Here is a 26,961-nt window from a genome sequence, read left to right on the forward strand (position 1 = left end):
CACCGTCCTACATCGCGCCTCCACCTTCCGAATCCGGAGCGGGTACGTACCTATGGGTCTCTTCGATTTCTTCACGGGCGGCTCGGGCCCCGAAAAAGCCCTCAAGCTCAAGTCCAAGGTGACCCAGAAGTATGGGGAGCCTTCCACGCGGCAGAAGGCCCTGCAGCAACTGGGGGAGATGAAGTACCCCGAGGCCGTCACGGTGCTGCTCAGCCGGTTCACCATCACCGTGGACCCGCTCACCACCGACGCGGATGAGAAGGAGCACACCTTCGAACTCATCAAGGGCTTCGGCCAGGACGCCGTCGCCCCGGTGAGCGCCTTCCTCAAGCAGAGCGAGCACGCCACGTCCTGGGCGCTGCGCGTGCTGCAGGAGCTGCTGCCGGAGGACGCGCTGCTGGGCGTCATCGTCGACACGCTCCAGCACCTGTCGTCCCGCTACACGCGCGACCCGGAGAAGAAGGTCGTCCTCCTGCACCACGTCGTGGGCAAGCAGGATCCGCGCGTGGCCCCCGCCGTCCTCCCCTTCCTGGAGGACATGTCCGACGACGTGAAGATCGCCGCCATCAACCTCCTGGGGCCCCTGAAGTACGAGCCGGCGCGCGAGCCCCTGCTCCAACTGCTCACCAACGAGGACACCGCCCGGCGCGTGCAGACCGCCGCCCTGGCGGCCCTGGCGGAGAGCGGGTTCGGGGTGCAGGGCTATCAGGAGAAGGTGCAGTCGGCCCTGGTGGAGCCCTACAGCCTGGACAAGGACGGCCGCGTCCAGCGCCGGGCCTAGAGAGCAGGCGGCGACCGCCCTTGCTGTCGGGCACCTGACACGGCCCCCCTCCCCGGGGGCTGGCGATCACGAGGGCGGTTCCCTCCCACGCGAGACATGAAGCAGGATTCAGGCGTGCCCTCGAAGAAGAAGGATCCGCAGCTCGCAGAGGTCGTGCCGCTGCGTCCCACCGCCACCGCCGCGAAGAAGTCCCCACCGAAGCGGGCGGCGAAGCCTCCGCCCCCCGTGGACACGGATTCCGCCGCGCAGGCGCTCCTGGAGATGGGCCGGCAGCTGACGGACAACGCGGGCCCCACCGAGGCCCTGCGCGCCCAGCTCCAGACGCTCCACACGCTGCTCAAGCCCAAGGTCTGCTACGTCGCGCGCCACTTCCCGTCGCGCAACCAGCTGCACGTGGAGCACGTGCGCGGCCGCTACGACGAGCGCGTCACCGCCGCCGTCCCGGGCGAGGGCGTCGTGGGCCGGTGCTTCACCGACAAGGTCCTGCTGCGCGAGGACGACACCGTCGCGGTGCCGCTGGAGGGCCCGCAGGGCGTGACGGGCGTGCTCGTCGTCCTGGGCGCCCGGCGCAAGGCGTCCGACATCCTGATGCAGTCGCTGGCGTCGCAGCTCACCGCCGCCTACGAGGTGGCCCGGCTGCGCGACGACAGCGCCCGGCGCAACAAGGACCTGCAGACGGCCATCGCGGGCCTCAAGAGCCTGGAGCAGAACCGCGAGGAGCTGCTCGGCAACGTGTCCCATGACCTGAAGAACCCGCTCACCACCATCAAGGCCTACCTGGCCATGCTGGGCCGGGAGAAGCTGGGCGCCCTGACGGACGGCCAGCGCCGCGCGGTGCAGATCTGCGACCGCAACTCCGACCGGCTGCTCCAGCAGGTGAACGACCTGGTGCTGATGTCCCGGCTGTCCTCCGGGAAGATGCAGCTCAACCAGCGCCCCTTCGGCCTCAAGGCCGTGGCCGAAGAGGTGGTGCGGGGGCTGGGCGCCGTCGCCGAGCACAGCCGCGTGCGGGTGGTGATTCCGCCCTGCCCGGAGGTGTTCGTCCGCGGCGACCGCGAGCGCATCTCCGAGGCCATCCACAACCTCGTCGAGAACGGCATCCACCACAGCGAGACGGACGACGTCGTCGAGGTGCGCGTGGCGTCCGGCGAGGGCCTGGGCACCCTCACGGTGAAGGACTCCGGCCAGGGCATGTCCGCCGAGGCGCTGGAGCACGTCTTCGACTCGTTCTACCGCGCGCAGCCCGGCATGCCGCGTCCCCCGGGCGCCGGCCTGGGCCTGCCCCTGGTCGCCAAGATCGTCGCGCTGCACGGCGGCCGCGTGGACGCCTCCAGCGTCCTGGGCGAGGGCAGCACCTTCGAGATGGTCCTGCCCCTGTTCGCGAGCGCCGTCAGCGCCCCGGACCTGAGCCAGGCCGCGCCCAAGGCGGGCGGCATCCTCCTGGTGGAGGACGACGTGGACTGCCGCGAGGTGCTGGAGCAGGTGCTGGAGCAGGAGGGCTACCGGGTGATGGCCACGTCCGGTGCCGCCGAGGCGCGCTCCATCCTGTCCCACATCCGGCCGGCCATGGTGCTGCTGGACCTGCGGCTGTCCGGCGAGGACGGGCGCTCCGTGCTGCACTTCATCCGCACCACGGAGTCGCTGGCGGACGTGGTCGTCTACATCATCTCCGGCGCGAGCGACGTCGCGTCCCTCACGTCGGGGGAAGGGCCAGATCGCATCGACGGGTTCTTCGAGAAGCCCCTGAAGCTGCCCAAGCTGCTGGACACCGTGGCCGCCGTCGTGCGTCCCAAGAACCGCGGCCCCGCAGTGCCCTGAACGACGGCCCGACGCCTTCCCCACAGAAGAGGTGGCAGGAAGGCGCCCCGCCTTGGGTAGTATCCGCGCGGCCCATGAGCACTTCCGTCCATTCCCGCTACCACGCCGCTTTCGCCCAGGCTCTCGCCGGGGCCCTGGGCGTCCCCGCCGCCGACATCGAATCGCAGATCAAGCCCGCGGATCCCGCGCACGGCGATCTGAGCTTCGTCACCTTCGCCGTCGCCAAGGCGCAGAAGAAGGCGCCCCCCGCCATCGCCGCGTCGCTCGCGCAGTCGCTCCAGGTCCCCGGCCTGGAGGTGAAGGCCGTGGGCCCGTACGTCAACGCGCGCTTCCTCCCCCTGCCCTTCACCCAGGAGGTCATCGACAGCGTGCGCCTGGCGGGCGCCGCCTACGGCAGTGACGCCGAGGCGGGCAAGGGCAAGACGGTGGTCATCGACTACTCGTCGCCCAACATCGCCAAGCCCATTGGCTTCCACCACATCCGCACCACGTTCCTGGGCCACTGCATCGCGAACCTCTACCGCGCGCTGGGCTGGCGCGTGGAGGGCATCAACTACCTGGGCGACTGGGGCAAGCAGTTCGGCCTCGTGGCCGTGGGCTTCCAGGAGTACGGCGACCCGGCGCGCATCGACGACATGGCGCACCTGGTCCAGGTGTACGTGCAGGCCAACAAGCGCGCCGGTGAGGACCCCGCCTTCGACGAGAAGGCCCGCGAGTTCTTCCGCCGCATGGAGGCCAGCGAGCCGGAGGCGATGAAGCTCTGGAACCAGTTCCGCGAGACGAGCCTCAAGGGCTTCAAGCGCATCTACAAGCGCATGGGCATCCACTTCGAGCACATCGAGGGTGAGAGCCGCTACCAGGACCGGATGGACGCCGTCATCGACGCCATCGCGAAGAAGCCCGGCGTGAAGGAGTCCCAGGGCGCCATCATCGTGGACATGCCCTACGCGGAGAACGAGCCGCCCGTCCTCCTGAAGAAGAACGACGGCAGCACGCTCTACGCCACGCGCGACCTGGCCGCCGCCGAGGACCGCCACGCGCGCTTCCATTTCGACAAGTCGCTCTACGTCGTCGCGCAGGACCAGGCACTGCACTTCCGGCAGGTGTTCCGCACCCTGAAGGAGATGGGGCAGCCGTGGGCGGACCAGTGCATCCACGTGCCCTTCGGCCGCATCCACGGCATGAGCACGCGCAAGGGCCAGGTCGTGGAGCTGGATCAGGTCCTGGACGAGTCGAAGGAGCGCGTGCGCAAGCTCGTGGACGCGAACATCGCCTCGGGCAGCCTGGTGACGGAGGATCCCGACGGGCTGGCGGAGCAGATCGGCCTGGGCGCCATCGCCTTCGGCGACCTGAAGCACAACCGCACCAGCGACTACACCTTCGACTGGGACGAGGTGACGAGCCCCGAGGGCCACACCGGCCCCTATCTCCAGTACGCGCACGCGCGCAGCGCGACCGTGCTGCGCAAGGGCGGCGGCGTCCCGGCGAGCTACGATCCCGCGCTGCTGACGCTCCCCGAGGAGCAGGCCCTGGTGCGCCAGCTGGCGCGGCTGCCGGACACGGTGCGCGCGGCGGCGGAGCAGTACGAGCCGAGCCTCGTCGCGCGGCTGCTGCTGGACGTGGCGGCGGCCTACAGCCGCTACTACACGGCTGGCAACAAGGACCGTGAGAAGCGCATCCTCGTGGAGGACAACGACGCCGTGCGCGCGGCGCGCCTGGCCCTCACGGACGCGACGCGCATCACCCTGGCGGCGGGCCTGACCCTCTTGGGCATCCCGACGCCGGAAAACATGTAGCCTGGGGGGCTGCCTTGGAAACCGCGCTGGCGCAGACCGTGACGCAAGGAGAGGCCTTGAAGGAGGAATTCGGTCCCATGTCCCGGGTGCTCGGGGCACGGTACTTCGACGGGGTGCACTTCCCCCCCGAGGCCGAGAACGAGCTGCGCGCGCTCAGCGCCCGGGGCTTCGTGGTGCACGTCATGCGCACCACGGCCTGGATCAACTTCCTGTACCTCGCGTGGGCGATGGTCCGCCGGACGCTGCCGCCCATCCGCGCGGTGGTGAACCTGCGCCCCTGGTTCACCCGTCCCTGGCGGCAGACGGCGCAGGGTGGCGCGGTGGAGGAGCGCTTCCGCTACGCCGGCCAGCAGGGCGGCAGCGGGCTCGTCTTCCTGCGCCGCACGGCGCTGCTGCACGCCTCCGGCAAGGAGACGCGCGAGGACCCCTTCCCCGCCCTGGTGCGGCTGGCGCGCGGCGCCGACAAGCCGGTGTTCCTGGTGCCGGAGCTGTTCGTCTGGGAGAAGCGCGCCGCCAAGCTGAAGCCGGGCTGGCGCGACGTGGTGTTCGGCAGCCCGGAGGCGCCGGGCTTCGTGCACTCGATGGTGGCGTTCTTCCGCAACTACAAGCGCGCGCAGTTCCGGGTGGGAGAGCCCATCGACCTGCGCCGCTTCATCGAGGAGAACCCCCAGGCCACCGACGAGGTGCTGGCGCGCAAGGTGCGCAGCGCGCTGCACGTGTACCTGGCGCGGGAGACGCGCGCGGTGTTCGGCCCGCCGCAGAAGCCCACCGACCGGCTCATCGAGGAGACGCTGCGCGACCGTCAGCTGCGCAAGGTGCTGGACGAGCACGCGGCCGCCACCGGCCGCAAGCCCGCGAGCGTGCAGCGCGAGGCCAAGCGCAACCTGGAGGCCATCGCGGCCAAGCCCAACCCGTCCGTGCTGGCCCTCATCGCGCCGGTGCTGGAGTGGGTGTTCAACCGCATCTACGACGGCATCGGCGTGGACGAGGCGGGCCTGCACCGCGCGCTCAAGGCCGCGGGACGCGCGCCGGTGGTGCTCTGCCCCAGCCACAAGAGCCACGTGGACTACCTGGTGATGAGCTGGGTGCTGTGGAACCGCGGCTACGCGGCGCCGCTGGTGGCCGCGGGCGCCAACCTGTCCTTCTGGCCGCTGGGCCCGCTGTTCCGCCGCTGCGGCGCGTTCTTCCTGCGCCGCTCGTTCAAGGGCGACAAGGTCTACGCCGCGTCCTTCAAGGCGTACATCAAGAAGCTGGTGCACGACGGCCTGCACCAGGAGTTCTTCCCCGAGGGCGGCCGCTCGCGCACGGGCAAGCTGCTCACGCCCAAGCTGGGCATGCTCACCTGGCAGGTGGAGGCGGTGCTGGACGGCGCGCGCAACGACCTCTACTTCGTGCCCGTCTCCATCGACTACGAGAAGGTCGTGGAGTCCGACAGCTACTCGAAGGAGCTGGCCGGCGGGGAGAAGAAGCCGGAGGACCTGAAGGCCCTGCTGAGCGCCCCCAAGGTGCTGGCGGCGCGCTACGGGCGCATCCACCTGACGTTCGACGAGCCCCTGTCGCTGGTGGAGTTCATGAAGGCCCGCGGCCTGTCGCCGCAGGAGCCGGTGACGGACGAGCAGAAGAAGGGCCTGGTCCGGGCGCTGGGCAACCGCGTCATGTACGGCATCAGCAAGGTGTCCACCATCACGCCGCATGCGCTGGTGAGCGCGTCCCTGCTGGCCCACCGCCGGCGCGGCCTCACCCAGCGCGAGCTCACCGACCGCATCAGCCTGCTGCGGCGCATTGCCCGGGAGGACGGCGCGCGGCTGTCCGCGGAGCTGGCCAACGCGCCCAGCAATCCGGAGACGCTGGGGCCCATCCAGGACGCCATGCGCGAGTTCATCTCCGATGAGATCGTGCGCACGAAGGAAGCGCGCAACGAGGTCAGCTACCAGGTGGAGGACGCGCGCCGCCCGGAGATGTCCTTCTACAAGAACACGCTGATGAACCTGGTGGCCGCGCGCAGCCTCGTGGCCAACGCGCTGCTCGCCGGCACGCCCGCGCCGTACGACACCGTCAAGGCGCGCGCGCTGTTCCTGTCGCGCCTCTTCAAGGTGGAGTTCATCTACCGGGTGGGCGCGTCGTTCGACACCCTCTTCGCCGAGTGCGTGGAGGGGCTCGTGCGCATGGGGCTGGTCATCCACGAGGGCGACACGCTCAAGCAGGCCCCGGAAGCGCACGCGCAGCCGGAGCTGGAGTTCCTGGCGGACCTGCTGCGCGACTTCCTGGAGGCCTACCTGCTGGCCGCGATGACCCTGCCCGACGTGGCCGCGGGCGTCGCCACCGACCGCAAGACCTTCGTCAAGCTGGCGCTGGAGACGGGGCGCGGCGAGTACAACGCCGGGCGCATCACCGCCTCCGAGTCGCTGGCGAAGACGACGCTCGAGAACGCGGTGGAGTACCTGTTGGATCAGCGCATCCTCGTGGAAGAGGACAAGAAGCTGAAGCTGGGCGACCCTGCAGCGGCGGCCGAGCTGCCCCGGAAGAACCCGCTCGCGGATGCCATCCGGGGCTACCTGCACCGGGCCTGAGCCGCGTCACCCGAGACACCCGAAGCGAGAACGCGGCACCCAGCCCCCCGCCCCCCGCGGAGGGTCAGGAGACGACACGGTGGATGAAGGCTTGCCTCCCAGCGACCCGCAGCCGGTAGGACCCACCGTGCCGCCGCCCCTCACGCCACCCCACCCGCTGCTCGCGGTGGTGCTGGCCTTCGGCCTCTACCTGACGCTCGGGGCCACCACCCAGTTGCTCAACCCCGCCTTCGGCGTGTGGTTCACGGAGGTGTTCCTCTTCCTGGGCCTCGCGTGGGTGATGTTGCGCCGCGCGGGCCTCCGGCCCGCCGCGTACACCGGCCTCACGCCCTTCGAGGGGAAGCCCGCCCTGTTCGGCTTCCTGCTGGGCGTGGCCAACTTCTTCGCGGTGGTGGTGCCCATCCAGTTCCTGGCGCAGCGCCTGGCGCCCCCGTGGCTGCGGGAGATGTTCGACGCCTCGCGCCTCTTCGAGGGGCAGACGTCCTTCGAGCTGGCGCTGCTGCTGGGCGGCGTGTCGGTGGCCGCGCCGCTGTGCGAGGAGTTCTTCTTCCGCGGGCTCGTCCAGCGCGCCATGACGCCCCCGGCCCCGGCCTCTCCCTGGCGTGCGTTGATCATCACGTCGGTGGTGTTCAGCGCCTTCCACCTGGATCCGGTGGGCTTCCTCGCGCGCGTGGAGCTGGGGCTGCTCTTCGGCTGGCTGCTGCTGCGCACCGGCTCGCTCTGGCCGAGCATCGCCGCGCACGCGGCCAACAACATCGTGTCGTCGGTGCTGTTCCTCATCGCCACGCATTCAAGCGCGGCCAAGGACACGGGGACGGACGACGTGACGGACTGGCGCGCCGTGCTGGGGCTGGCGCTCGTGGGCTGGACGGTGCTGCTGGGCCTGCGCGCCGCGTCCCGGCACGTCCCTGCCGTCTGGGGGCGCGGCACTCCGCCGGACGACGAGGCGGCGCGTGCCACGAAGCCCGTGCCCCTGTTCGCCGTCCAGTTGCTGCCGTGGGTGGTGGCGGCGACGCTGTCCGTGGGGGCCCTGGCCCTGCTGGACGGCCGGGGCGTGTCGCTGAGCGTCTATGACGTCCAGCACCCCGTGCCGCCGCTGTCGAAGGACGCGCCCCCCGGCTTCCAGGCGGAGCGCAAGGCCCTGCAGCAGTTGCGCAAGGCCGTCCGCAAGGGCGAGATGCCCATGGAGCTGTACGAAGAGGAGCGGGTGCGGCAGGCCGAGGCCCATGCCCCCGCGAGCAAGGGCGAGCCCCGCTGACCGCCCAGGACAACCTCGGGGCCGCGAGGCCCTGAGGAGAACGCGACAAGCTCTGCCCGCCGCGCCTCCAGCGGCTCCCGCGCCACATGCCCTCTTCGGAGGATGATCATGCAAGTTCCGCCGACGGTTTCCAGGCTCACCCTGTTCCTGGCGTATGCCTTCCACCTGATTGTCCCCCTCATCGTCGAGGTCGGCTTCCGCCCTCCGTACATGGGAGAGGGTGGAGACTTCCCGACGTACTACTACGCGCTCCGGCAGGCGCTGCTCGGCGGCAGTCCCTACGACCTCCAGGCCCTGCAAAGGCTGTCGCCGTGGTCGGTCGCGCCCTTCCTGTATCCCCCACCCTTCCTCCTGAGCATGCTCTGGACGCTCCCCCTGTCACCGAGGGCGGGCCTCGTCGGCATGTTCGTCCTCAACGAGGTGCTGCTGCTGGGGGTGCTGGGCTTGATGCGCAAGCACCTGGGGCTGTCCCGCGGGGGCATGGCGCTGTTGCTCGTCACCTTCTTCCCCCTCTGGGACAACCTGCTCTGGTACCAGGTGAACCTGGTGCTGCTGCTGCCGGTGGTGGTGGCCCTTTTCTGGGCGCGACGGCGACCGCTGGGCGCTGGCGCGCTGGTGGGTGCCGCCGCCGTCATGAAGGTGCTTCCCGGGGCGCTGGCGCTCTACTGGCTGTTGCGGCGCGAATGGCGGCCCCTGGCTTCGGTGGCGGCCTCCGTCCTGGGGCTCACCCTGCTGTCCCTGCCGTTGATGGGCCCCATCCAGCAGTGGAGCTATTACACGGGCACGCTGCTGGGCGTCGCCGGGGGGCGCATCCACGACATGGGCATCCGCGTGTCCATCAGTTCCGAATACAACCACTCCGTGCTCGGGGTGTTCAGCCACGTCTGGCCGGGCCCGAGCCCCATCGCGCCCTCGGGTCTGGCGGTGGCCGCCACGGGGCTGTTCATCGTGTTCCTGCTGGCCGCATGGGCCCTGCGCGTTCACCGGGGGTGCCCCCCCGAGTTCGGCATGGCGTCGATGCTGGGAATCATCAGCATCGCCTCCACCTATGCGTGGGAGCACTACCTGGTGTTGCTGCTCCCCGCGGTCGTCCTGGCGGCGCGCGGGAGCGCCCCGCGGTGGCTCCTGGGGACGCTCTATGCCCTCACGGTGTTCCCGCTCGGGGTGTTGCTGTTCGTGTATGGGCGTCTGCCGGGGCAGCCATCGCCCCTGGCCCTCACGCCGTGGATCGCCGGCGGCAAGATGGTGGGCGCGGCGGGCATCAGCCTGCTGTGCGTGTGGTTCGCGAAGGCCCCGGACAGCGCCTCCGCCCCGGCACTGGAGCCCAAGGGACTGGGCAGCCCCCAGGCCCTGTAGGCCCGTCGCCTCCGGCAGGCCGTGCTGGATGGAGCGACTGCCCGCGCGGTGGAGCGCGGGCGGAAGCGCCCCTTCGTCAGTCCGCCGTGTACGACGTGACGTGGAACACCGGTCCCACCATCGCCGCGGTGACGGTGTCCCGCTGCACGCTGCCCTCGGCGGAGATGCGCTGACCGTCCTTCTTGATCTTCCGGTCGCCGCCCGCGAGCTGGTACGTCCTGCCGTCGTCGGCCTTCAGGACCCACACGCCGCCTTCCAGGTCCTGGTACTGCACCGTGCCGGAGAGCTTCACGCGTCCTCCCGCTTGAGCATCGCGCGGGCGATGACGAGGCACACCACCGAGTTGATGCCCAGCCACGGCTTCGCCAGGAAGGTGAAGGGCATCCACGCCAGCGCCGGAGCACCCACCCACGCCGCGTAGGTCAGGAAGCCCGCGAAGCCGAGCGCCAGGCCGCCCACGGCCGGACGGAAGCCCCGCCAGGTGATGGCCGGCAGCGAGAGCACCAGGGGAATCAGCGCGCTGTAGAACAGCGGGCTCACCGTGGCCCGCCCGAAGATGATGCGCTGCCAGTCCGGGATGGGCAGGGAGGCCACGCTCACCACGTCGCCAGCCGCGCCCGAGGCGCCCGAGAACCACGAGCGCAGGAAGAAGAAGCCCACCGTGGACAGGACCAGCGGCACGAAGAAGGCCGGGCGGAAGAGGACGTTGAGGAAGCCCGGACGCTCGCGACCGCGCAGCGTCAGCAGCACCAGCGCCAGCAGCGCCGCGGCCCACCCGAGCGCGGGCCAGCGAGGCCCGCCGCCCGTGAAGGCCTGGAGCGACGCGTTGGCGTTGAGGATGCCGTGGCCGTACTGCTCGGACCAGGCCTGGTCACCCACCGCCTTCGCCCCGGCGTAGAGCGCCTGCTCCACCTCATCCGGCCCGCTGGCGCCCGCGCCGTAGAGCATCGCGGCGACCGCGGCGACGTGCGGGGCGGCCATGCTGGTGCCCTGGTACCAGGCGTAGACGGAGCGCGACGGGTCGCGCGGGTCGATGGTGTTCTGCAGGATGCCGCCCGAGTCGCCCTGGCGCTTGTCCCCACCCGGCGCCGCGATGTCCAGCTCCTTGCCATAGGAGGAGTACGGGGTGCGCGAGCCATCCGGCCCCACCGCGCCCACCGCCACCGCGCCCGGGTACGCCGCGGGGAACTCCACCCGGCCCTGCCCGGTGTTGCCCGAGGCGGCCACCACGGTGACGCCCTTCTTGCGCGCGTACTCCACCGCGCTGGCCATGACCTGGGAGTACAGGCCACCGCCCAGCGACATGTTGATGACCTTCGCGTCGTGGTCCGCCGCGAAGCGGATGGCGTCCGCGATGTCCGCCGACGTGCCGCTGCCGAAGTGGGTCAGCACCTTGAGGGGCATCAGCGTCGCGTCGAAGGCCACGCCCGCCACGCCCTCGCCGTTGTTGGTCGCCTGCGCGATGGTGCCCGCCACGTGCGTGCCGTGGCCGTGGTCGTCGTTGGCGTGCTCGTCGTCGTTGACGAAGTCGTAGCCCTTCACGAACGACACGCCCTTGAGGTCCGGCACCTGCTTGAAGTCGTCGTGGTCCTCATAGGCGATGCCCGTGTCGATGACCGCCACCACCACGCCCTTGCCCCGGTTGCCGTCCCAGGCCTTCGGCATGTCGATCATCCGCAGGTTCCACTGGGAACCGAACTGCGGATCATTGGGCGTGTAGCTGCTGCGCACCTGCATGAGCGGCTCGGCGGACTCCACCGCCGGGTGCTGCCGGATGCGCTGGAGCACGTCCTCCACGTCGTCCACGCCCACCGCGAGCGTGACGCCAGTCCGGGGGCCCTCCAGGGAGTTGAACTCCAGGTCCACGCCCCATTCCTGCTCCCAGGCGTCGAACTCCGCCGGGGTGGTGCCGTCCTTGAAGTCCACCACGATGGCGCCCGACACCACGTCGTCCGAGCCCCCCCGCACGGCTTGCGCCACCTCCGCCTGGGCCACCGCCACGTCAGGCCCCACCGGGGCCTCCGACTCCCGCGACGCGGAAGCACACGCCGAGGCCGACAGGGCCAGCGCCGCGAGAACCACGTTCCATCGCCTCATCCGCATCGGGACACTCCTTGAACGAAGACGCCTCGAAGACCCACTACGAACGCACGGCGGGACGATTGGGTCTGCCCCGCCAGTCTGTTCGCCCCCCGGCCGGCCATGCAAGGGTACGAGGACAAAGAAATGTGAAGAAGTCCGCAGGTTTGCGCGCCTGCCCTACCCGCCCGACAGCCGCTGGAGCCACGCCGCCGCGGCCCGGCCCACCTGGGGAAGATTGCGGTGGAACGTGGTTCCGGCATCGTCGATGACCTCTAAATCGCCCCCGGCCTCGGCGACAGCGGCGGCCAGCGCCGCGCGGGGCAGGCGGGTGTCCTGCGCCCCGACAATCACCAGCAGCGGACACGACAGTCGCACGAGCGACAGCGGATCCACGTCCGGCGACACCAGACACAGTCCGCCCACCGCCGGGTGCCGCTCCTGGAGCGCCAGCGCCACGCGCGCCCCCCCGTGCAGCGCGGCCACCGCCAGCGCGGACGTCCCCGCGTTCTCCAGCGCCACCCGCATGGCGGCCTCCGCGTCCTCCACCAGCGCGCCCCCGGAACCCCGGGCGCCCTGGCTGGCCCCCACGCCCCGGTGGTTGAAGCGCAGGGTGGGAAAGCCCGCCCGCGCCGCCGCGAAGGCCACCTCCGCCGCCAGGACGTGATCCATGCCGCCCCCCTCCTCCGGCCGGGGCGGAAGGATGAGCAGCGGCGGCGAGCGCTGGCCCCGGTGCACCGTGCCCTCCATCACCAGCGGGGCCCCCTGCCCCCCACCGACGGGGATGAGCGTGGAGCGCTCCAGGAACTGACCTTTCTGGACCATGAAACCACCTTAATCCGCCCCACCCGGCGCGGCCGGACCGTCTTCGACGCCGCCCCAGCGCCCCGCTGCGCAGTGCGTCACACACATTCCGCGACCCCCTCGCAACTTTTGGGCGGTTGCGGTGAGAATGGATCAAGGCCTCAAGCTTTCCTTCCCCCTTCAAAGAATCCGCAGGAGCGTCAAGCCATGGGAACCATCGGGAGCGGTCGCAACTCCATCAACAACGCCACGCGCACCACGGCGACGACGCCGACCACCACGCCCGCGGTGGCGAAGCCCGCTCCGGCCGTGACGGCCAAGCCGGCCAACCTGGTGAAGGACGGCTTCGACACGCGCTCTCCGAACGGCGCGGCCCGCACCGTGGCGCCCACGGGCGTCTTCACCGCGCCCTCCGGCTCCAAGGACAAGGTGTTCGACGGCAAGCTGGTGGGCGCCGGCGGCCAGACGTTCGACGCCAGCACCCCGCTGAGCCAGGTCCCGGCCTACACGCCCAAGGACGGCGTGAAGACCGAAGGCACCGTCATCTACGTCAACGGCATGATGACGGACATGGCGGGCCAGAAGGAGACGCTGCAGGCCATCGCGGACAAGACGGGCCAGAAGACCATCGGCATCCACAACTCCACCGAGGGCTTCTTCAAGGACCTGGGCCAGTGCATCACGGACAAGATGGACAAGGGCAAGAACCCGGCCGTGGACACCCTGGCGGACTCGCTCTACACGGAGCTGAAGGCCGGCCGTGACGTGCACCTGATGGCGCACAGCCAGGGCGGTCTCATCACCTCGCGCGCGCTCAACGACGTGGCCAAGCGGCTGCGCATCGAAGATGGGCTGTCCCCGGCGCAGATCGAGGCGAAGCTCGGCAAGGTCTCCGTGGAGACCTTCGGCGCCGCCGCGGCGACCTACCCGGACGGCCCGAAGTACGTGCACTACGTGAACGACAAGGACCCCGTGCCGGGCCTGTTCGGCCTGGGCACCAGCGGCAAGGGCCCCCTCGACCTGATCCGCAACGCGGGCAAGGACGCGAAGATCCACTACTTCTCCGAGAAGAGCATCTTCTCCGGCGCGCACAACATCAACGACACCTACCTGAACCAGCGCGTCCCGTTCGACCAGGCGCGCGAGGGTAAGTTCTAGTCAACGGACGGTGTGATATGACTGCACGTATGACGCTCGAAGAAGCCCAGCGACTGGTGCAGTCATTCATGAGGGCCCACGGAGACACGGAAGGCTCCGGGCTCAACGCGAAGGGATTTGGCGGCGCCGCTCTTGGCGAGGCGCAGATCTACTTCGAACATGCGAAGGACTCGGGGGCGCTGAAGTGCAGCGCCCTCATCTACCGCTTCCGCGATGCGCCCCGTCCGGGCGTCATCGACGGTTTCCGTGCCGAGGAGAAGGCCGGCACGGACACCGGCGGCGGCAAGGTGGACTACGAGACCGAGAACAAGAGCCTCTTCCTGAGCCGCACGTACGGCGTCCTGCCGGCGGAGCAGCAGTTCAAGGAAGACCTCGACCGGCTCGTGGAAGCCAGCCTCAACTGGGGCGAGGAAGTCTTCAACCGCGTCGCGGATCGCGTCGTCCCCGCGAAGTGAAGCGCCCATGAGCCGCTCCCTTTCCACCGGCCTGCAGTGGCTGCTGTCCACCATCGGCATGGCGCGTCCAGCGCCGGCCGCTGGCGGCCCGATGACGCGGGACGCGGCCCGTCAGCTGGTGAAGTGGTACCTGCAGTCGCAGGGCGCGGGCATGACCGAAGGCCTCAATGAGCAGGGCCTGGGCGGCATGATGAATGGCGAGGGGCAGTTCGCCTTCGAGCACATCGAGTCCCCTCCCTCCCTCAAGGCCAGCGCGCTCATCTACCGGTTCCGCGAGCCGCCCAAGCCCGGCATCATCGAGGGCTTCCGGCAGCAGCAGGAAGAGGGCACGGACACCGGCGGCGGCAGCGTGGACTTCGAGCCGGAGAGCGGCAGCCTCTTCCTGAGCCGCACATACCCCGTCATGCCGGACGGCCGCGAGTTCGCCCGCGACCTGGACCGCCTGGGCAAGGCCAGCATCGTCTGGGGCAAGGACGTGCTGGACCGCGTTGCCCACCGGGTCTTCGGCACCTGACGCCCCCGGGGAGGCGCCCTGGACGGGGCGCCTCCTGTTGGCTGAGCGGCGCGCTACACCGCCTGCATCACGTAGAACTTCAGGTACTTGCCTTCCGGGAACTGCAGGCGCACGGGATGGTCCGGCGGCTGGTAGCGCTCCTCCACCAGCGCCAGGTCCACGCCTGCCTTGAAGCCCGCCTCGCGCACGGCGCCCATGAACATGTCCCCGTTCACGCGCGCGGAGCACGACGCCGTGGCCAGCAGGCCCCCGGGCCGCAGGAGCGCCAGGGCCTGCCGGTTGAGCGACGCGTAGCCGTCAATGGCCGCCTCCACCGCGCGCTGGCTCTTCGCGAAGGCGGGCGGATCCAGGATGATGAGGTCGAAGGTGCGGCCCTCCTCCTTGAACGACTGGATGAGGGCGAAGACGTCCGCCGCGAGGAAGTCGTGCTTCTCCGCCGGCAGCCCGTTGCGCGTGAAGTTCTCGCGCGCCAGGGCGATGGCCTCCGGGTCCTGATCCACGGAGAAGACGCTCTTGGCGCCGCCCAGCGCCGCGTTCACGGAGAAGCCTCCGCTGAAGCAGAAGCAGTTGAGGACGTCCCTGCCCTGCCCCAGCCGGCGGATGAGGTGGCGGTTCTCCCGCTGATCCAGGAAGAAGCCCGTCTTCTGTCCGCGCCACGCGTCCACCATGAACACGGCGCCGCGCTCGCGGATGGGGATGAGCTCCGGCGCCTCCTCGCCCCAGAGCATGCGCCCGGTGCCGCGCCCGTCGTCCTCTTCCACGTCGTCGCGGCCCACCTCGTCGCGACCGATGATGCCCTTGAGGCCCGGCACGCCCGCCTTCAGCGCCTCCACGATGAGCGGCCGGTAGGGGGTGAGCCCCGCCGAGTACAGCTTCATCACCGCCCAGCCCGCGTACAGGTCCACCACCACGCCGGGCAGGCCGTCACCCTCGCCGTGGATGAGGCGGTAGCTGTCGGTGTCCTTCAGGTCGATGAGCGACGTGCGCGCGGCCAGCGAGCGCTGCACGCGCTGGGTGATGAAGCGCGAGTCCACCGTCTCCCGCGAGTCCCGCGTGAGCACGCGCACCGCGATGGCCGAGTGCGGATCATAGTAACCGCGCGCGACGAACTTCCCGTTCTCCGTCAGGTCCACCACGCTGCCAGCGGGGATCCGCGGCGGGTGCTCCAGCGCCTTGCGGAACACCCACGGGTGGCCCGCGCGCAGGTGACGCCCCAGGCCCCGGGCCAGCTCCAGCTTCACGACATTCACGTTGAGACTCCTCGACTGCGGGACGGCCGGCGGCGGGCGAGGAGGGCGCGTGCCAGCTCCTCGAATCCCCGCCCCTCGGGCGCCCGGGTGATGAAGGCCGGGGGCGCGTCGATGCGGTCCAGCACCGCGCGCACGTTGGCCACGCCCACGCCCAGCTTGAACGCCTGGAACATCGGAGCGTCGTTGAAAGAATCCCCCGCGTAGACGTACTGCCCGTCCTCGGGGTCCAGCTTCTCGCCCCACGCCACGCGCGCGAAGCGGCGGGACGCGGACAGCTTGTCGAACCGGCCCAGCCAGCAGTTGACGTGCACCGACGAGCGCACCGCCGTCACGCCCCGGGCCCGGAGCAGCGTTTCAATGGCGCTCGCCCCCGCGTCGCCCAGCCGGGCCTCCTCGTTGTAGTCCACCGCCAGGTCCACTTCCGTGTAGCGGCTGTCCACCGACAGGCGCGCCCCGGGCACCTGCGCCAGCACGCCGTGCACCTCCGCCTCCAGGCGCTCGCGGTTCGCCTCACGCTGGCCGGGCGGCTCCAGGTACACCTTGCGCAATTCGCCCTTCTTCCCCTTGAGGAAGAACAGCCCGCCGTTCTCCACGATGACGCCGTCCACGGGGAGCTGCCGGGCCCACGCCTCGCCCCACCCCGCCGGCCGGCCGCTCACCAGCACCACGCGCAGGCCGGAGGCGGAGAGCTGTTCGAGCGCCCGCACCGTCTGGCTGCGCAGCTTGTGGCCGGTCGTCAGCGTGCCGTCCACGTCGGTGAAGACGCCGCGCACCCGGGACAGGTCCGCCTGCTTCAGGGGGCTGGGTTCGGCCCCCTTCGGGAGGCCCTTCACGGGACGGGCCTTCACATCACGTCCAGTTGCGCGAGCTGCCCCTGGAAGGACTCGATGGTGGAGAGCAGCTCCGGCCCGGTGAGCGTGGCGAGCTTCAGCTTGCGCGCCTTGCGCAGGAACGCGTCCATCGTCGCGTCGCGGCCGTAGAGCGCCTGGGCGCTGACCGCGGCCTCCGCGAGCGCCTTGGCCGACGCGACCGGATCCTTCTTCGACTGCATCAGGGCGCGCTCCAGGCGCACGCCGCACGCGGCCCACACCTCGCGGTCATGGAGGATGAGCAGCTGGCGCTGGTTCACCGCGGACAGGCTGCGCACCAGCGCATCCAGGCCCTCCGCGACGGTGAGCAGCTCCCGCTGGTCCGGCGCGGTCTGGATGGCGAGCGCGCCCACCTCCGCGCGGGCCTCGACGATCTTCCGCTTGTCCTGCGCGCGCAGGTTCCGGTACGCGGCGGTGCGGCCGAAGGCGTCCAGCTCCGTCTGGAGCTGCTGCGCGTTCCAAAGCACCTCCTCCGGCTTCGCGTCGCGCACCTTGCCCAGCCGCGCCGCCACGATGCGCGACAGGTCGGAGGTGATGGCGCGCACGGTGACGGCAGCCTTCACCTCCGCCTCGTAGCCCGGGACGACCTGGGCGCGGGACACCTCGCCGAAGGCGCTCGCGGACTCGAAGACGAGCTGGCTCATCTGTTCGCGGTAGTCGGCGCGGAAACGTTGGATTTCCGCCAACAGCTGCCAGCGGTCGCTCACCACGGCCGGGTTGCGCATGGCCTCGCCCAGTTGGGTGATGCTCTGGGCCAGCCGCCCCATGCCCGCCTGGAGCAGGCCGGGCACGTCACCGGAGCCCGGGCGGGACGGCGGTGGGGACGCTGGAGGGGCGCCGGGGAACTGCTCCCGGATGACGTTGAGCAGCGCGTTGACGTCCATCACCGTGTCGCGGATGACGGGCGCCATCTCCTCCCACAGCGACAGGTCGGGGCTGGCGTCGACGACGGGCGTCTCGTACTTCACCAGGTCCAGGTCGCTCAGCCGGGAGATGGCATGGGCCGCGGCGAGATACACCGCTCGCAGCCGCGCGGCGAAGGCGCGGTCGGGCAGCGACTGGAGGATTTCTTCGAGCCTCGGGGTGAGGGAGGCCGGCGGGGGACTCTCGGCGGCAGCGGACACGTTGCCCCCACTCTACCCCTCGACATCGCGTCCGGGGAGTTCTAGCAAGCATCCCGGGCCAGAAGGACGGCCGGGGAGCCGACTCGCGATGATCCAGGTCTGTCTGTGGGAGGACGGCAAGGTGGTTTCGGGCGGGGAGGAGCTGCTCGACCGGCCGGGCCCCAAGTGGATCGACGTCCTGGAGCCGGACGCGGAGGTGCTGGGGCGGCTGGCCGAGCGCTTCCAGCTCCACCGGCTGGCCGTGGAGGACTGCCTGCACCTGGACCAGCGGCCCAAGCTGGAGGAGTACCCGCACCACCAGTTCATCGTGCTGCAGGGCTTCAGTTGCAACGGCAAGGACGTCACCGACCTGACGTTGCACGAACAGCACTACTTCCTGGCGAACGACTGGCTCATCAGCGTGCACCAGCTGCGGCTGCCCGGCCATGACGCCATCCTCCGGCGCGTGAAGGACGACCCCGCGGGCACGCTGGGCCGGGGCGTGGACGTCATCCTCTACCTGCTCGCGGACTCGCTCGTGGACGCGCAGTTCCCCATCCTGGACGACTTCGGCGACGAGCTGGACGACCTGGAGGACGCCATCTTCGCGCAGCCGGAGCCGGAGCAGCTCCAGCGCATCTTCCAGCTCAAGCGCGCGCTCGTCACGCTGCGCCGGGTGCTGTCCCCCCAGCGAGACGTGGTGGGCATGCTGTCGCGCCGGGGCATCCCGCAGATCCAGGAGAAGACGACGCTGTACTTCCGCGACGTGTACGACCACCTGGTGCGGCTGTACGAGCAGCTCGACTCCGGCCGCGACGTGGTGGGCAACGTGATGGACGGCTACCTGTCCATGGTGGCCAACCGCACCAACGACATCAGCAAGCAGCTCACCATCTTCGCCACCCTCTTCCTGCCCCTGTCCTTCATCGTCGGCTTCTTCGGGCAGAACTTCGACGCGTTGTCCGGCACCGGCTGGTACTACGCCATGTGGGCCACCATGGTGGGCTTCCCGCTGGGGCTCATCGGTTGGTTCAAGTACAAGAAGTGGATCTGACGCCCATCCCCTGACGGGGCTCGCTGGGAGGACGCATGCTGACGGTCACCGTGGATGGAATCCCGCTCCACTACCGGGACGTGGGCCAGGGGTTGCCGGTGCTGCTGCTGCACGCCTTCCCGCTGGACGGCTCCGCGTTCGACCGGCAGGTGGCGGCGCTGTCCGGGCGCTACCGCTTCCTCGTGCCCGACCTGCGCGGCTTCGGGCAGAGCCGCATGGGCGAGGGGCCCACGCAGATGCGCCGGCTCGCGCAGGACGGCCTGGCGCTGCTGGACGCGCTGGACATCGACGCGGCGGTGGTGGGCGGCGTGTCCATGGGCGGCTACGCGGCCATGGCGCTCCTGCGCGAGGACGCGGGCCGGGTGCGCGGGCTGGTGCTGGTGGACACGCAGTGCACCGCGGATGACGACGCCGGCCGGGAGAAGCGCGAAGCCACCGCGCTTCAGGCCCTGTCCGAGGGCACGCCCTCCATCATCCAGGGGCTGGTGCCCAAGCTGGTGCACGCGGGGCCGGACTCTCCCGTGGGCCGCGAGGTGATGGCCCTGGGCCTCGCCGCCTCCCCCCAGGCGCTCGCCGCCGCCCAGCGGGGCATGGCGCTGCGGCCGGACAGCAAGGACATCCTCGCGCGCTTCGCGGGGCCCACGCTGGTGGTGGTGGGCGAGCACGACACCGTCACGCCCGTGGCCAGGGCGAAGCAGATGGTGGATCTGGTGCAGGGGGCTCGGCTGGAGGTCATCACCAACGCCGCGCACCTGCCCAACCAGGAGCAACCCGAAGCCTTCAACGCGGTGCTGGACGCGTTCCTCGCGTCGCTGTCCTGAGCGTCGTCTTTCTCCCTCCGTCGTCCTGAAGCAGGAAGTGCGCGATGAAGAAGCCCCCCGCCCCGGAGCCCATGTACCTGCCGGACGTCGAGTCCCACGAGTCCGACGGTCACTACGGACGGATGATCGCCATGGCGCGGGAGTCGGGCTTCGCGCCGCCGCAGATCTGGCACCTGTTCGCCTTCAAGCCGCGCATGACGGACGCCCTGTCCGCGTTCACCCACGAGGTGATGCGGGGACCCTCGCCGCTGTCGGCCGGGTTGCGGGAGCTCATCGCCGCGTACACGTCGCGGCGCAACGCCTGCGTGTTTTGACTGGGTTCTCACGCCGCGGTCGCGGCGGAATTGCTGGGCAGCACGGAGCGCGTCCAGGCTGTGCTGGACGATGTGGCGACGGCCCCCATCCCGGAGGCCGAGAAGGCGCTGTTCGCCTTCGTGGACCGACTCAACGACGCGCCCGGAGACGTGCGCAGGCAGGACGTGGAGCGCTTGAAGCAAGCGGGCTGGTCGGACGAGGCCGTCTACGACGCGGTGTCCGTCTGCGCCCTCTTCAACTTCTACAACCGGTGGATTGACGGCACCGGCGTCCACGGCCTGTCGCCCGACCTGTACGCGAAGTCCGCGAAGCGGATGGCGGCGGGCGGCTACCTGCCCGGCCCGCCGCCCCGGAGCGCCCCGCCCTCCTCCGACGGCGGAGGCGAACCGGAGCGCTGAGAGCCCCCGCGCCCCGGCCGGAAGCAAGTCCTGCTTCCGGCCCCGGCGGCGCGGTGGAACCTCAGGGCGCGCAGACAGCCTGGTCGCCCTGCGCGGTGCACGACGAGCAGTCGGCCTGCTTCTTCAGCACGCCGCCCTGGCACACCAGCAGCGCGGCGCCGTTCGGGCTGCACACGCCCCGGCCCTCGGCGTCCTGCGCGCACGCGTCGTTCTCCACGTTGAGGGACGTGTCGCACCGCACGCTGTCGGACAGCTCACGGCAGCCCAGCGGCCCCCGGCAGGCCAGCGAGCGCCACGTCCCGGCCCGGCACTCCAGCGCCTGCGCGTCGTCCAGGCACACGTAGTCCCCGCCGTCACACGAGTCACCCGAGCCCGGCCCGCCACAGCCGGAAAGGAGGAGGAAGCCGAAGGACAAGAGCGCGAGAGAAAGACGGTTCATGGGTGGCGGCGACTCTTCGCGACCGGTTTTTCGCTGTCAACCGCCGCCGAGCGTCTCCCGAAAGTAACGCCGGAAGTTGCCACCCATCACACGTTCCACCCACGCCTCCGGGTGTCGCCGCAGCAGGGCCTCCGTGAGGCGGGGCAGGTCCGTCACGTCCCGCATGCCCTTGGGCAGCGCCACCATGCCGTCGTAGTCCGAGCCCACGCCCACGCCCTCCACCCCCATGACGTCCACCGCGTGCTCCACGTGGCGGACCACGTCGTCCATCGTGTCGCCGCCCAGGTACACCGGCGCCAGGATGATGCCCACCACGCCACCGCGCTGGGCGATGGCGCGCAGCGCCGCGTCGGACAGGTTGCGCCAGCCCCCGCCCGCCGCGCGCACGCCGGTGTGCGAACAGAAGTAGCGCACGGACGGGTGCGCGAAGAGGTCCGTGAGCGTCTGCTCGGAGGCGTGCGCCACGTCCACGCTCAGCCCCAGGTGGGCCATCTCCTCCATCACCTGCTGGCCCAGCGGCGTCAGCCCCCGGTTGCCCATCATCGGGAAGGACGAACCGCCCAGGTCGTTGTTGGACAGGTGCGTGAGCCCCATGAAGCGCACCCCGCGCCGGTGCAGCTCCGCCAGGCGCTCCACCTTGCCTTCGATGGCATGCCCCCCCTCCACGCCCAGCACCGCCGACAGCCGCCCCTGGGCGAGGTTGTCCTCCAGCCCCGCCCCGGTGGTGGCGACGCGCACCGTGTCCCCGGAGCGGGCGCAGAAGGCGTCCAGCCGCTCGATCTGCCAGAGCGCGCGCAGCCACTCGCCGCCGCGCGCCTCGCGGGGCCACTTGCGCCACGCGGCGAACAGGGGGAAGCCCCCAATGAAGGGGAAGCCCCGGGTCACCAGCGTGAAGCACTGCAACTTCACCCCCGCCTCGCGAAGGCGGGGGAAGTCCACGTGCCCCTGCGTCGACCGTTCACACAGGTCGCGGTTCCACATCAGCGAATCCGCATGACCGTCCGCGATGCACCAGCGCTGGTGCAATTCCTTCACGTCACCCATGCCAGCAGTCTTCGCCACCGCCTCCCGCGATGACAAGCACCCGCGCCCCCGGAAAAGCGCGCTTCAGGTCCAGTCCGCGCCGCTGTCGTCGTCTTCGGGCCAGCGTTCATCCTCCAGGGGAAGGCCGGCCTCCGCGTTGCCACCGGGGCCCACGAGGGCCGCCGTGCGCACCTCCGCCACCTCGCGAAGCGCTTCCGCCGGGCCATAGGGCCGGCCCGCCGCGCCCAGCAGGTCCCGGAGCGCGTCCCGCAGCTGGGCACCCGTCTGGAAGCGCGCGTCGCGCTCCCGCCGCAGCACCCGCTGGAGCACCGCCCGCATGCCTTCGGACAACCCCCGCGTCGCATGCTCCACATGGGACGGCTCCAGGCACGCCATGCGCGCGGCCATCAGCGGCGCCGGCAGCCAGCTGGGTGTCTCCGCGCACAGCCCCTGCGCGCCGGGCAGGGGCTGTGCCCGCTGCGCCGCGCGCTCCACGTCCTCCAGGTCCAGCAGGTGCAGTCCGGTGAGCAGCTCCAGGAGCACCATCCCCAGGGAGAACAGGTCCGCCCGTCCATCCAGGGGCTGGCCCTCCAGGGCCTCCGGCGAGGCATAGGCCACGTCCCCGCGCACCAGTCCCGGCTCCGTCACCACGCGCCCGGGCAGCCTGGACCAGGCGAGCGCGAAGTCCGCCAGCCGCACCCGCCCGTGCACGTCCACGCGCACCGAGCGCGGACTGACGTCCCGGTGCACCACGCCCACCGGAAATCCGCGCGCGTCCTCCAGCGCGTGCGCATGGTGCAGCGCGTCCGCCACCTCCGCGCCCACGTACGCGGCGAACGCCTCCGAGAAGGGCCTGCGCCGCAGCGCCGCGAAGCTGGAAAGCGTCTCCAGGCACGGGCCGTCCACGTACTCCATGACGAGGTGGGGCGCGCCGTCGTGCACCCGCACCAGGTACACCGGGGCGATGGCCGGGTGGCTCAGCCGCATGAGCAGCTTCACCTCCTCGCGCAGCCGCGCGCGCCCCACGTCGTCCCCGACGTCGCGCAGGCGCTTGATGAGCACCAGCCCTCCCGGCGTCCGCGCGTAGTGCCGGCGGGCGAGCAACAGCTCCCCTCCGGCGCGCGACCCCAGGTAGCGCACCAGCTCATAGGACGTGGCCCCGGTGGAGAAGAGGATGAAGGGCCGGGACGCGGACTGCGCGGGGGGATGGGTGGCCATCGTGGATGACGCTCCTTCGGGAGGCGCTTCCCGGGGGTGGGAAGGCATGAGGAAGACCTCACGCCCGCGTCCTACCACCCGGGTCAGACATTCCCGTCCCACCCCACCGGGTGTTTCCCCGACTAAAAAGGAAACGGCCCCCGCGCGAACGCGGGAGCCGTCGCCTTCAAGCCGTGTCCTGCCCGCGTGATGACGCGTGCGAGGCGTGAGGCTACTGGTCCAGCTTCTTCGTGGCGGCCACCAGCGTCACGTCACGGGCGACCATGTCCTTGCCGTCCATCACGTACGAGGCGCGCACCTGCGAGCCTTCCTTGATGTCGTCCAGCTTCACCGCGCGGCTGCCGTTGTCCATCAGCGCGGTCTTGTCGTTCGTCTTGATCTTCAGCTCGCGGTGGTTGCTGTCCACCACCGTCAGCGTGTCACCCGACTTCGACAGCACGCGGCCGTTGATGGTCGTGGCCGCGGCGGTCGCGCCCGCCATGCCCGAGCCACCCTGGGCCAGGTCCTCGTTCAGGTCCTCGTTGCGGTTGGCCTGCGCCTCGGCCAGGTCCTGCTCCTCGTCACGCACGTCCTCATTGGCGCTGGCGATCTTGTCGTTGGCGTCCTGGCGCGCCTCGGCGACGTCCTCGTTGGCGTCCTGCCGCGCGGAGCCGATCTCCTCGTTGGCGTCCTGCTGCGCCGCGGCCAGCTTCTCACCCTCGGCCTGACGCGCCTCCGCCGTCTCCTGCGCCGCTTCCTGACGAGCCTCGGCGACGTCCTGACGCTGCTCCTGGACGTCGTCCTTCTTGCAGCCCGCGACCATCGTCAGCCCCGCCACCGTCGTGACCGCAATCATGAGCTTCCGCATGTGACTGCCCCCTGTGTGAGATGTGTTCTGGAAGCCGAAGGATTTGTTCCCCGGCGTTGGGCAGAAACTGGTCGCTCCCCCCGTACCTGCACAGGGGTTGTCAGCGACGGATCCAGGACACAGGGGGCCCTTTCCAAGGAAAATGGCCCTGGCCGCCTGCCTGCTGGGGAAGCGGAACAAAAGCATCCGCGCACGAAAAATCCGTCCCGGCGCGCTGTTTCAGGCCTGTTGCGTGAAGGAGCCTGTGCGTTGACAGGGCAGAACCGCCCTTGTACTGGCAGCGGCGGTCCCCGCGAGGCAGAGGAAGCGGGCTTGGGAAGGAGTCGTGACGCCGTGACGGTGTGGGTCAACGGAGAAGCGCGAACGCTGCCGGAGGGCGGCACCCTTTCGTCCCTGCTGACGCTGTTGGGGTTGAGCAGCGGACCGGGGGTGGCGGTGGAGGTGAACGCGGAGGTGGTGCGCCGCGCCCGTCACCCCGAGCACCGGCTCCAGGACGGGGACCGGGTGGAGATCGTCACCTTCGTGGGTGGCGGGTGAGTGCAGGCCTGAAAGAGGACACGGTCATGAGCGGCATCGCGGACAAGCCTTTCACGCTGGCGGGGGTGACGTTCACCTCGCGGCTCATCGTCGGGACGGGGAAGTACCCCAGCCACGACGTGATGAAGCAGTGCCACGACGCATCGGGCGCGGAGCTGGTCACGGTGGCGGTGCGGCGCCTGGACCTGAAGGCCACGGGCGAGGCGTCGCTGATGAACTGGATTGATCGCAACAAGCTGCGCCTCTTGCCCAACACGGCGCTCTGCTACACGGCGGACGACGCGGTGCGCACCTGCCGGCTCGCCGAGGAGCTGGGCATGAGCAAGTGGGTGAAGCTGGAGGTCCTGGGAGACGAGAAGACGCTCTACCCGGACGTCGAGGAGACGCTGAAGGCGGCGCGCATCCTGGTGAAGGAGGGCTTCACGGTGCTGCCCTACACCAGCGACGATCCCATCACCGCGCGCAAGCTGGAGGACGCGGGCTGCGCGGCGGTGATGCCGCTGGCGGCCCCCATCGGCAGCGGGCTGGGCATCCGCAACCCGCACAACCTGCGCCTCATCCGCGAGGTGGTGAAGGTGCCCGTCATCGTGGACGCGGGCGTGGGCACGGCCTCCGACGCGGCCATCGCGATGGAGCTGGGCGTGGACGCCCTGCTCATGAACACCGCCATCGCCGGCGCGAAGGACCCCGTGCGCATGGCCGTCGCCATGAAGAAGGCGGTGGAGGCCGGCCGCGACGCGTACCTGGCCGGACGCATCCCCAGGAAGGCATACGGCTCCGCGTCCAGCCCCATCGAAGGGCTCGTCGAGTAGTGCCCGCCCTGCCCCGCCTCGTCGTCGTCACCGACTGGCGCCTGCCCCGGACGCGGCTGTTGTCCGCGCTGGAGCGGGCGCTGGAGGCGGGGCCCGACGTCGCCGTGCAGCACCGCCACCCGGAGGCTTCGGGCCGCCTGTTCCTGGAGGAGGCCCGGCTCGTCGCGGACGTGTGCCGGGCCCGAGGGCGGGCGTTGTTCGTCAACGGGAGGCTGGACGTCGCGCTGCTCGTGGGCGCGCACCTGCACCTGCCCGCCTCCGGTCCCTCCCCCCAGGACGTACGCCCGCACCTGCCGTCAGGTCGGCTCGTCAGCGTGGCCGTGCATGACGCGAACGAGGCGGAGGCGGCGCTGGGAGCGGACCTGGCGCTGGTGAGCCCGGTGTTCGCGCCCGGCTCCAAGCCAGGGGACACGCGCTCCCCGCTGGGGCCGGAGGGCTTCCACGGGCTCATGGCGCGGCTGTCGTGCCCTGCGCTGGCGCTGGGAGGCATGACGGCCGAGCGCGCGAAGACGGTGCGCGGGGCCTGGGGGGTCGCGGTCATCTCCGCGGTGCTGGAGGCGGACGACCCGCGCGAGGCGGCGCGGGCGTTGCTGGATGCATGCGCGGCCCCTCGCGGTTGAGGCGCGCTATGCTGCGCGGCCGTGAATCCCTCCGCGACCTCCGCTGAACTGCGCCCGCTCGCCATCGGGGAGCTCATCGACCGCGCCGCGACGTTCTGGCGCGCGCACCTGAAGCCCCTGTTCGTGCTGTGTCTGGGGTTCGACCTGCTCAACTACATCGCGGTCAAGGTCTTCACCTTCGCGTTGACGCGGGTGGTGGGCGTGATGCCGGGCTTGCAGGGGCCCCGCCCGGGGGAGGACCCGTCGGAGACGCTTGCCCAGTCGGGCCTCATGTTGGGGATGATGGGCGTGCTGTATGTGTTCCTCATCTGGAACTTCTGGGTCGCGACCACGGCGGCGGCCCGCTACGTGGTGCCCGCCCGCCTGGGCGACCCGGTGCGCCCCATGGAGGGGCTGCGGCGCGCGGTGTCCCGGCTGGGCACGCTGACGGCGACCTACCTGCTGTCGCTGGCGTGGTCGCTGGGCGTGACGTTGCTGCTGTGCCTGCCGGGCTCCATCGTCATGGGGCTGGGCGTCGTGGCGGGCGTCACCGGCAGGGGCTCCGGCGGAAACGCGGCGGTGACCGTGGCGCTGATCATCATCGGCGCCATCCTGCTGGGGGTGGGCGCGCTGGCCGCGGTGCTCTGGTACTTCCTGCGCTTCATGCTGCTGCCGCCCGTGCTGGCGATGGAGGACGTGGGGGCGTGGGCCGCGTTCAAGCGCTCCGGGGCGTTGCTGGCCGGCCGCGTGGAGCCGGGCTTCCTGGGGCGCGGGACGGTGCGGGCCATGGTGCTGTCCACGGTGGTGGGCGGCATCCTCGTGGCGGTGAGCCTGGTGTCGGGCCTGCCCGCGTGGATCGTCCGGCTGAGCCATGGCGGCAACCTGTTGGATCCGGCGGCGCAGGCGGCCATCCCCCAGGCGCTGCTGGTGCCCGCGGAGCTGTTGCAGGTGGTGGGGCAGTCCCTCTTCACGCCGCTGAGCTTCGTGGTGTCGGCGTTCTTCTACGTGGACATGCGCGTGCGCCGCGAGGGCCTGGACCTGGAGCGGCGGCTGGCGGCCCCGGAACCGACGACGCCGTCCCCCTGAC

General features: G+C 70.7%; 27 protein-coding genes. 17 read left to right on the forward strand and 10 right to left on the reverse strand.

The window, feature by feature from the left end; all coding sequences use genetic code 11:
• Positions 1–52 precede the first annotated feature (52 nt).
• The 6 genes from OV207_RS13820 to OV207_RS13845 all read left to right on the forward strand — a co-directional run bounded on the left by OV207_RS13820 (position 53) and on the right by OV207_RS13845 (position 9,579).
• Positions 53–781 carry a HEAT repeat domain-containing protein gene (locus tag OV207_RS13820; RefSeq protein WP_267555709.1) on the forward strand — a complete coding sequence of 243 codons (729 nt, stop codon included), beginning with the start codon at positions 53–55 and terminating at the stop codon, positions 779–781.
• A 114-nt stretch (positions 782–895) separates the two neighbouring features.
• On the forward strand, positions 896–2,599 hold the full coding sequence (locus OV207_RS13825; RefSeq protein ID WP_193430642.1) for a hybrid sensor histidine kinase/response regulator: 1,704 nt from the start codon (positions 896–898) through the stop codon (positions 2,597–2,599).
• 74 nt (positions 2,600–2,673) lie between these two features.
• A complete protein-coding gene (gene argS / locus OV207_RS13830) occupies positions 2,674–4,395 on the forward strand; it encodes an arginine--tRNA ligase (RefSeq protein WP_267555712.1) in 1,722 nt (573 codons plus the stop codon).
• Positions 4,396–4,409: 14 nt separating this feature from the next.
• Positions 4,410–6,965 carry a 1-acyl-sn-glycerol-3-phosphate acyltransferase gene (locus OV207_RS13835; protein ID WP_267555714.1) on the forward strand — a complete coding sequence of 852 codons (2,556 nt, stop codon included), beginning with the start codon at positions 4,410–4,412 and terminating at the stop codon, positions 6,963–6,965.
• A 79-nt stretch (positions 6,966–7,044) separates the two neighbouring features.
• Complete coding sequence (locus tag OV207_RS13840) at positions 7,045–8,223, forward strand: type II CAAX endopeptidase family protein (RefSeq protein WP_267555716.1); 1,179 nt, start codon at positions 7,045–7,047, stop codon at positions 8,221–8,223.
• 108 nt (positions 8,224–8,331) lie between these two features.
• Positions 8,332–9,579, forward strand: coding sequence for a glycosyltransferase family 87 protein (locus OV207_RS13845; RefSeq protein WP_267555718.1), 1,248 nt, complete (start codon positions 8,332–8,334; stop codon positions 9,577–9,579).
• A gap of 76 nt (positions 9,580–9,655) precedes the next feature.
• Here OV207_RS13845 and OV207_RS13850 read toward each other — a convergent pair whose 3' ends face one another.
• The 3 genes from OV207_RS13850 to OV207_RS13860 all read right to left on the reverse strand — a co-directional run bounded on the left by OV207_RS13850 (position 9,656) and on the right by OV207_RS13860 (position 12,483).
• Positions 9,656–9,871, reverse strand: coding sequence for a DUF5818 domain-containing protein (locus tag OV207_RS13850; protein ID WP_193430646.1), 216 nt, complete (start codon positions 9,869–9,871; stop codon positions 9,656–9,658).
• The gene (locus tag OV207_RS13855; protein WP_267555720.1) at positions 9,868–11,682 is read right to left on the reverse strand and encodes a S8 family serine peptidase; all 1,815 of its coding nucleotides are present in this window, start codon (positions 11,680–11,682) and stop codon (positions 9,868–9,870) included. The genes OV207_RS13850 and OV207_RS13855 overlap by 4 nt, the downstream gene beginning before the upstream one ends.
• A 156-nt stretch (positions 11,683–11,838) precedes the next feature.
• Complete coding sequence (locus OV207_RS13860) at positions 11,839–12,483, reverse strand: serine aminopeptidase domain-containing protein (RefSeq protein ID WP_267555722.1); 645 nt, start codon at positions 12,481–12,483, stop codon at positions 11,839–11,841.
• Between the two features lie 186 nt (positions 12,484–12,669).
• On the opposite strand from OV207_RS13860, the gene OV207_RS13865 reads away from it, so the two are divergent.
• From OV207_RS13865 to OV207_RS13875, 3 genes are read left to right on the forward strand one after another with little or no spacing between them, the layout of a single operon-like run.
• A complete protein-coding gene (locus OV207_RS13865; RefSeq protein WP_193430649.1) occupies positions 12,670–13,620 on the forward strand; it encodes a hypothetical protein in 951 nt (316 codons plus the stop codon).
• A 29-nt stretch (positions 13,621–13,649) separates the two neighbouring features.
• Positions 13,650–14,075, forward strand: coding sequence for a hypothetical protein (locus OV207_RS13870; protein WP_267555725.1), 426 nt, complete (start codon positions 13,650–13,652; stop codon positions 14,073–14,075).
• A 7-nt stretch (positions 14,076–14,082) separates the two neighbouring features.
• Positions 14,083–14,589 (forward strand): hypothetical protein, encoded by a 507-nt coding sequence (locus OV207_RS13875; RefSeq protein WP_227028140.1) that lies wholly within the window; start codon positions 14,083–14,085, stop codon positions 14,587–14,589.
• A 53-nt stretch (positions 14,590–14,642) separates the two neighbouring features.
• Here the strand turns inward: OV207_RS13875 and OV207_RS13880 are convergent, their stop codons facing one another.
• From OV207_RS13880 to OV207_RS13890, 3 genes are read right to left on the reverse strand one after another with little or no spacing between them, the layout of a single operon-like run.
• Positions 14,643–15,839, reverse strand: a complete 1,197-nt coding sequence (locus OV207_RS13880) for a class I SAM-dependent rRNA methyltransferase (RefSeq protein WP_120537576.1) — start codon at positions 15,837–15,839, stop codon at positions 14,643–14,645.
• Positions 15,836–16,672 (reverse strand): HAD-IIB family hydrolase, encoded by an 837-nt coding sequence (locus OV207_RS13885; RefSeq protein ID WP_267555730.1) that lies wholly within the window; start codon positions 16,670–16,672, stop codon positions 15,836–15,838. Before OV207_RS13885 ends, OV207_RS13880 begins: the two co-directional genes overlap by 4 nt.
• 11 nt (positions 16,673–16,683) lie before the next feature.
• The gene (locus OV207_RS13890; protein ID WP_193430652.1) at positions 16,684–17,832 is read right to left on the reverse strand and encodes a hypothetical protein; all 1,149 of its coding nucleotides are present in this window, start codon (positions 17,830–17,832) and stop codon (positions 16,684–16,686) included.
• A gap of 88 nt (positions 17,833–17,920) precedes the next feature.
• Between OV207_RS13890 and OV207_RS13895 the strand changes: the two genes are divergently transcribed.
• The 4 genes from OV207_RS13895 to OV207_RS13910 are packed head-to-tail and all read left to right on the forward strand — an operon-like array spanning position 17,921 to position 20,399.
• A complete protein-coding gene (locus OV207_RS13895) occupies positions 17,921–18,865 on the forward strand; it encodes a magnesium transporter CorA family protein (RefSeq protein WP_193430653.1) in 945 nt (314 codons plus the stop codon).
• Positions 18,866–18,900: 35 nt separating this feature from the next.
• Positions 18,901–19,686 carry an alpha/beta fold hydrolase gene (locus tag OV207_RS13900; protein WP_267555735.1) on the forward strand — a complete coding sequence of 262 codons (786 nt, stop codon included), beginning with the start codon at positions 18,901–18,903 and terminating at the stop codon, positions 19,684–19,686.
• 44 nt (positions 19,687–19,730) lie between these two features.
• Positions 19,731–20,000 (forward strand): peroxidase, encoded by a 270-nt coding sequence (locus tag OV207_RS13905; RefSeq protein WP_193430655.1) that lies wholly within the window; start codon positions 19,731–19,733, stop codon positions 19,998–20,000.
• Between the two features lie 60 nt (positions 20,001–20,060).
• Positions 20,061–20,399, forward strand: a complete 339-nt coding sequence (locus OV207_RS13910) for a carboxymuconolactone decarboxylase family protein (RefSeq protein WP_267555738.1) — start codon at positions 20,061–20,063, stop codon at positions 20,397–20,399.
• A gap of 61 nt (positions 20,400–20,460) precedes the next feature.
• Here OV207_RS13910 and OV207_RS13915 read toward each other — a convergent pair whose 3' ends face one another.
• From OV207_RS13915 to OV207_RS13930, 4 genes are all read right to left on the reverse strand, one after another.
• Positions 20,461–20,838: a hypothetical protein gene (locus OV207_RS13915; protein WP_193430656.1), complete on the reverse strand. Its 378-nt coding sequence runs from the start codon at positions 20,836–20,838 to the stop codon at positions 20,461–20,463.
• A gap of 36 nt (positions 20,839–20,874) precedes the next feature.
• Positions 20,875–21,882 (reverse strand): dipeptidase, encoded by a 1,008-nt coding sequence (locus OV207_RS13920; protein WP_267555741.1) that lies wholly within the window; start codon positions 21,880–21,882, stop codon positions 20,875–20,877.
• Positions 21,883–21,945: 63 nt separating this feature from the next.
• A complete protein-coding gene (locus OV207_RS13925) occupies positions 21,946–23,079 on the reverse strand; it encodes a serine/threonine-protein kinase (RefSeq protein WP_267555743.1) in 1,134 nt (377 codons plus the stop codon).
• Positions 23,080–23,290: 211 nt separating this feature from the next.
• Positions 23,291–23,914: a hypothetical protein gene (locus OV207_RS13930; RefSeq protein ID WP_267555745.1), complete on the reverse strand. Its 624-nt coding sequence runs from the start codon at positions 23,912–23,914 to the stop codon at positions 23,291–23,293.
• A gap of 345 nt (positions 23,915–24,259) precedes the next feature.
• On the opposite strand from OV207_RS13930, the gene thiS reads away from it, so the two are divergent.
• From thiS to OV207_RS13950, 4 genes are read left to right on the forward strand one after another with little or no spacing between them, the layout of a single operon-like run.
• Positions 24,260–24,463: a sulfur carrier protein ThiS gene (gene thiS, locus OV207_RS13935; RefSeq protein WP_193430660.1), complete on the forward strand. Its 204-nt coding sequence runs from the start codon at positions 24,260–24,262 to the stop codon at positions 24,461–24,463.
• Between the two features lie 26 nt (positions 24,464–24,489).
• Complete coding sequence (locus OV207_RS13940; protein WP_193430661.1) at positions 24,490–25,275, forward strand: thiazole synthase; 786 nt, start codon at positions 24,490–24,492, stop codon at positions 25,273–25,275.
• Positions 25,275–25,895, forward strand: a complete 621-nt coding sequence (locus tag OV207_RS13945; protein ID WP_267555747.1) for a thiamine phosphate synthase — start codon at positions 25,275–25,277, stop codon at positions 25,893–25,895. The genes OV207_RS13940 and OV207_RS13945 overlap by 1 nt, the downstream gene beginning before the upstream one ends.
• Positions 25,896–25,916: 21 nt before the next feature.
• Positions 25,917–26,960 carry a hypothetical protein gene (locus OV207_RS13950; protein ID WP_267555748.1) on the forward strand — a complete coding sequence of 348 codons (1,044 nt, stop codon included), beginning with the start codon at positions 25,917–25,919 and terminating at the stop codon, positions 26,958–26,960.
• Position 26,961 lies beyond the last annotated feature (1 nt).

Origin of the sequence: Corallococcus sp. BB11-1 (assembly GCF_026626625.1) — a bacterium.
Lineage (GTDB): Bacteria > Myxococcota > Myxococcia > Myxococcales > Myxococcaceae > Corallococcus > Corallococcus soli.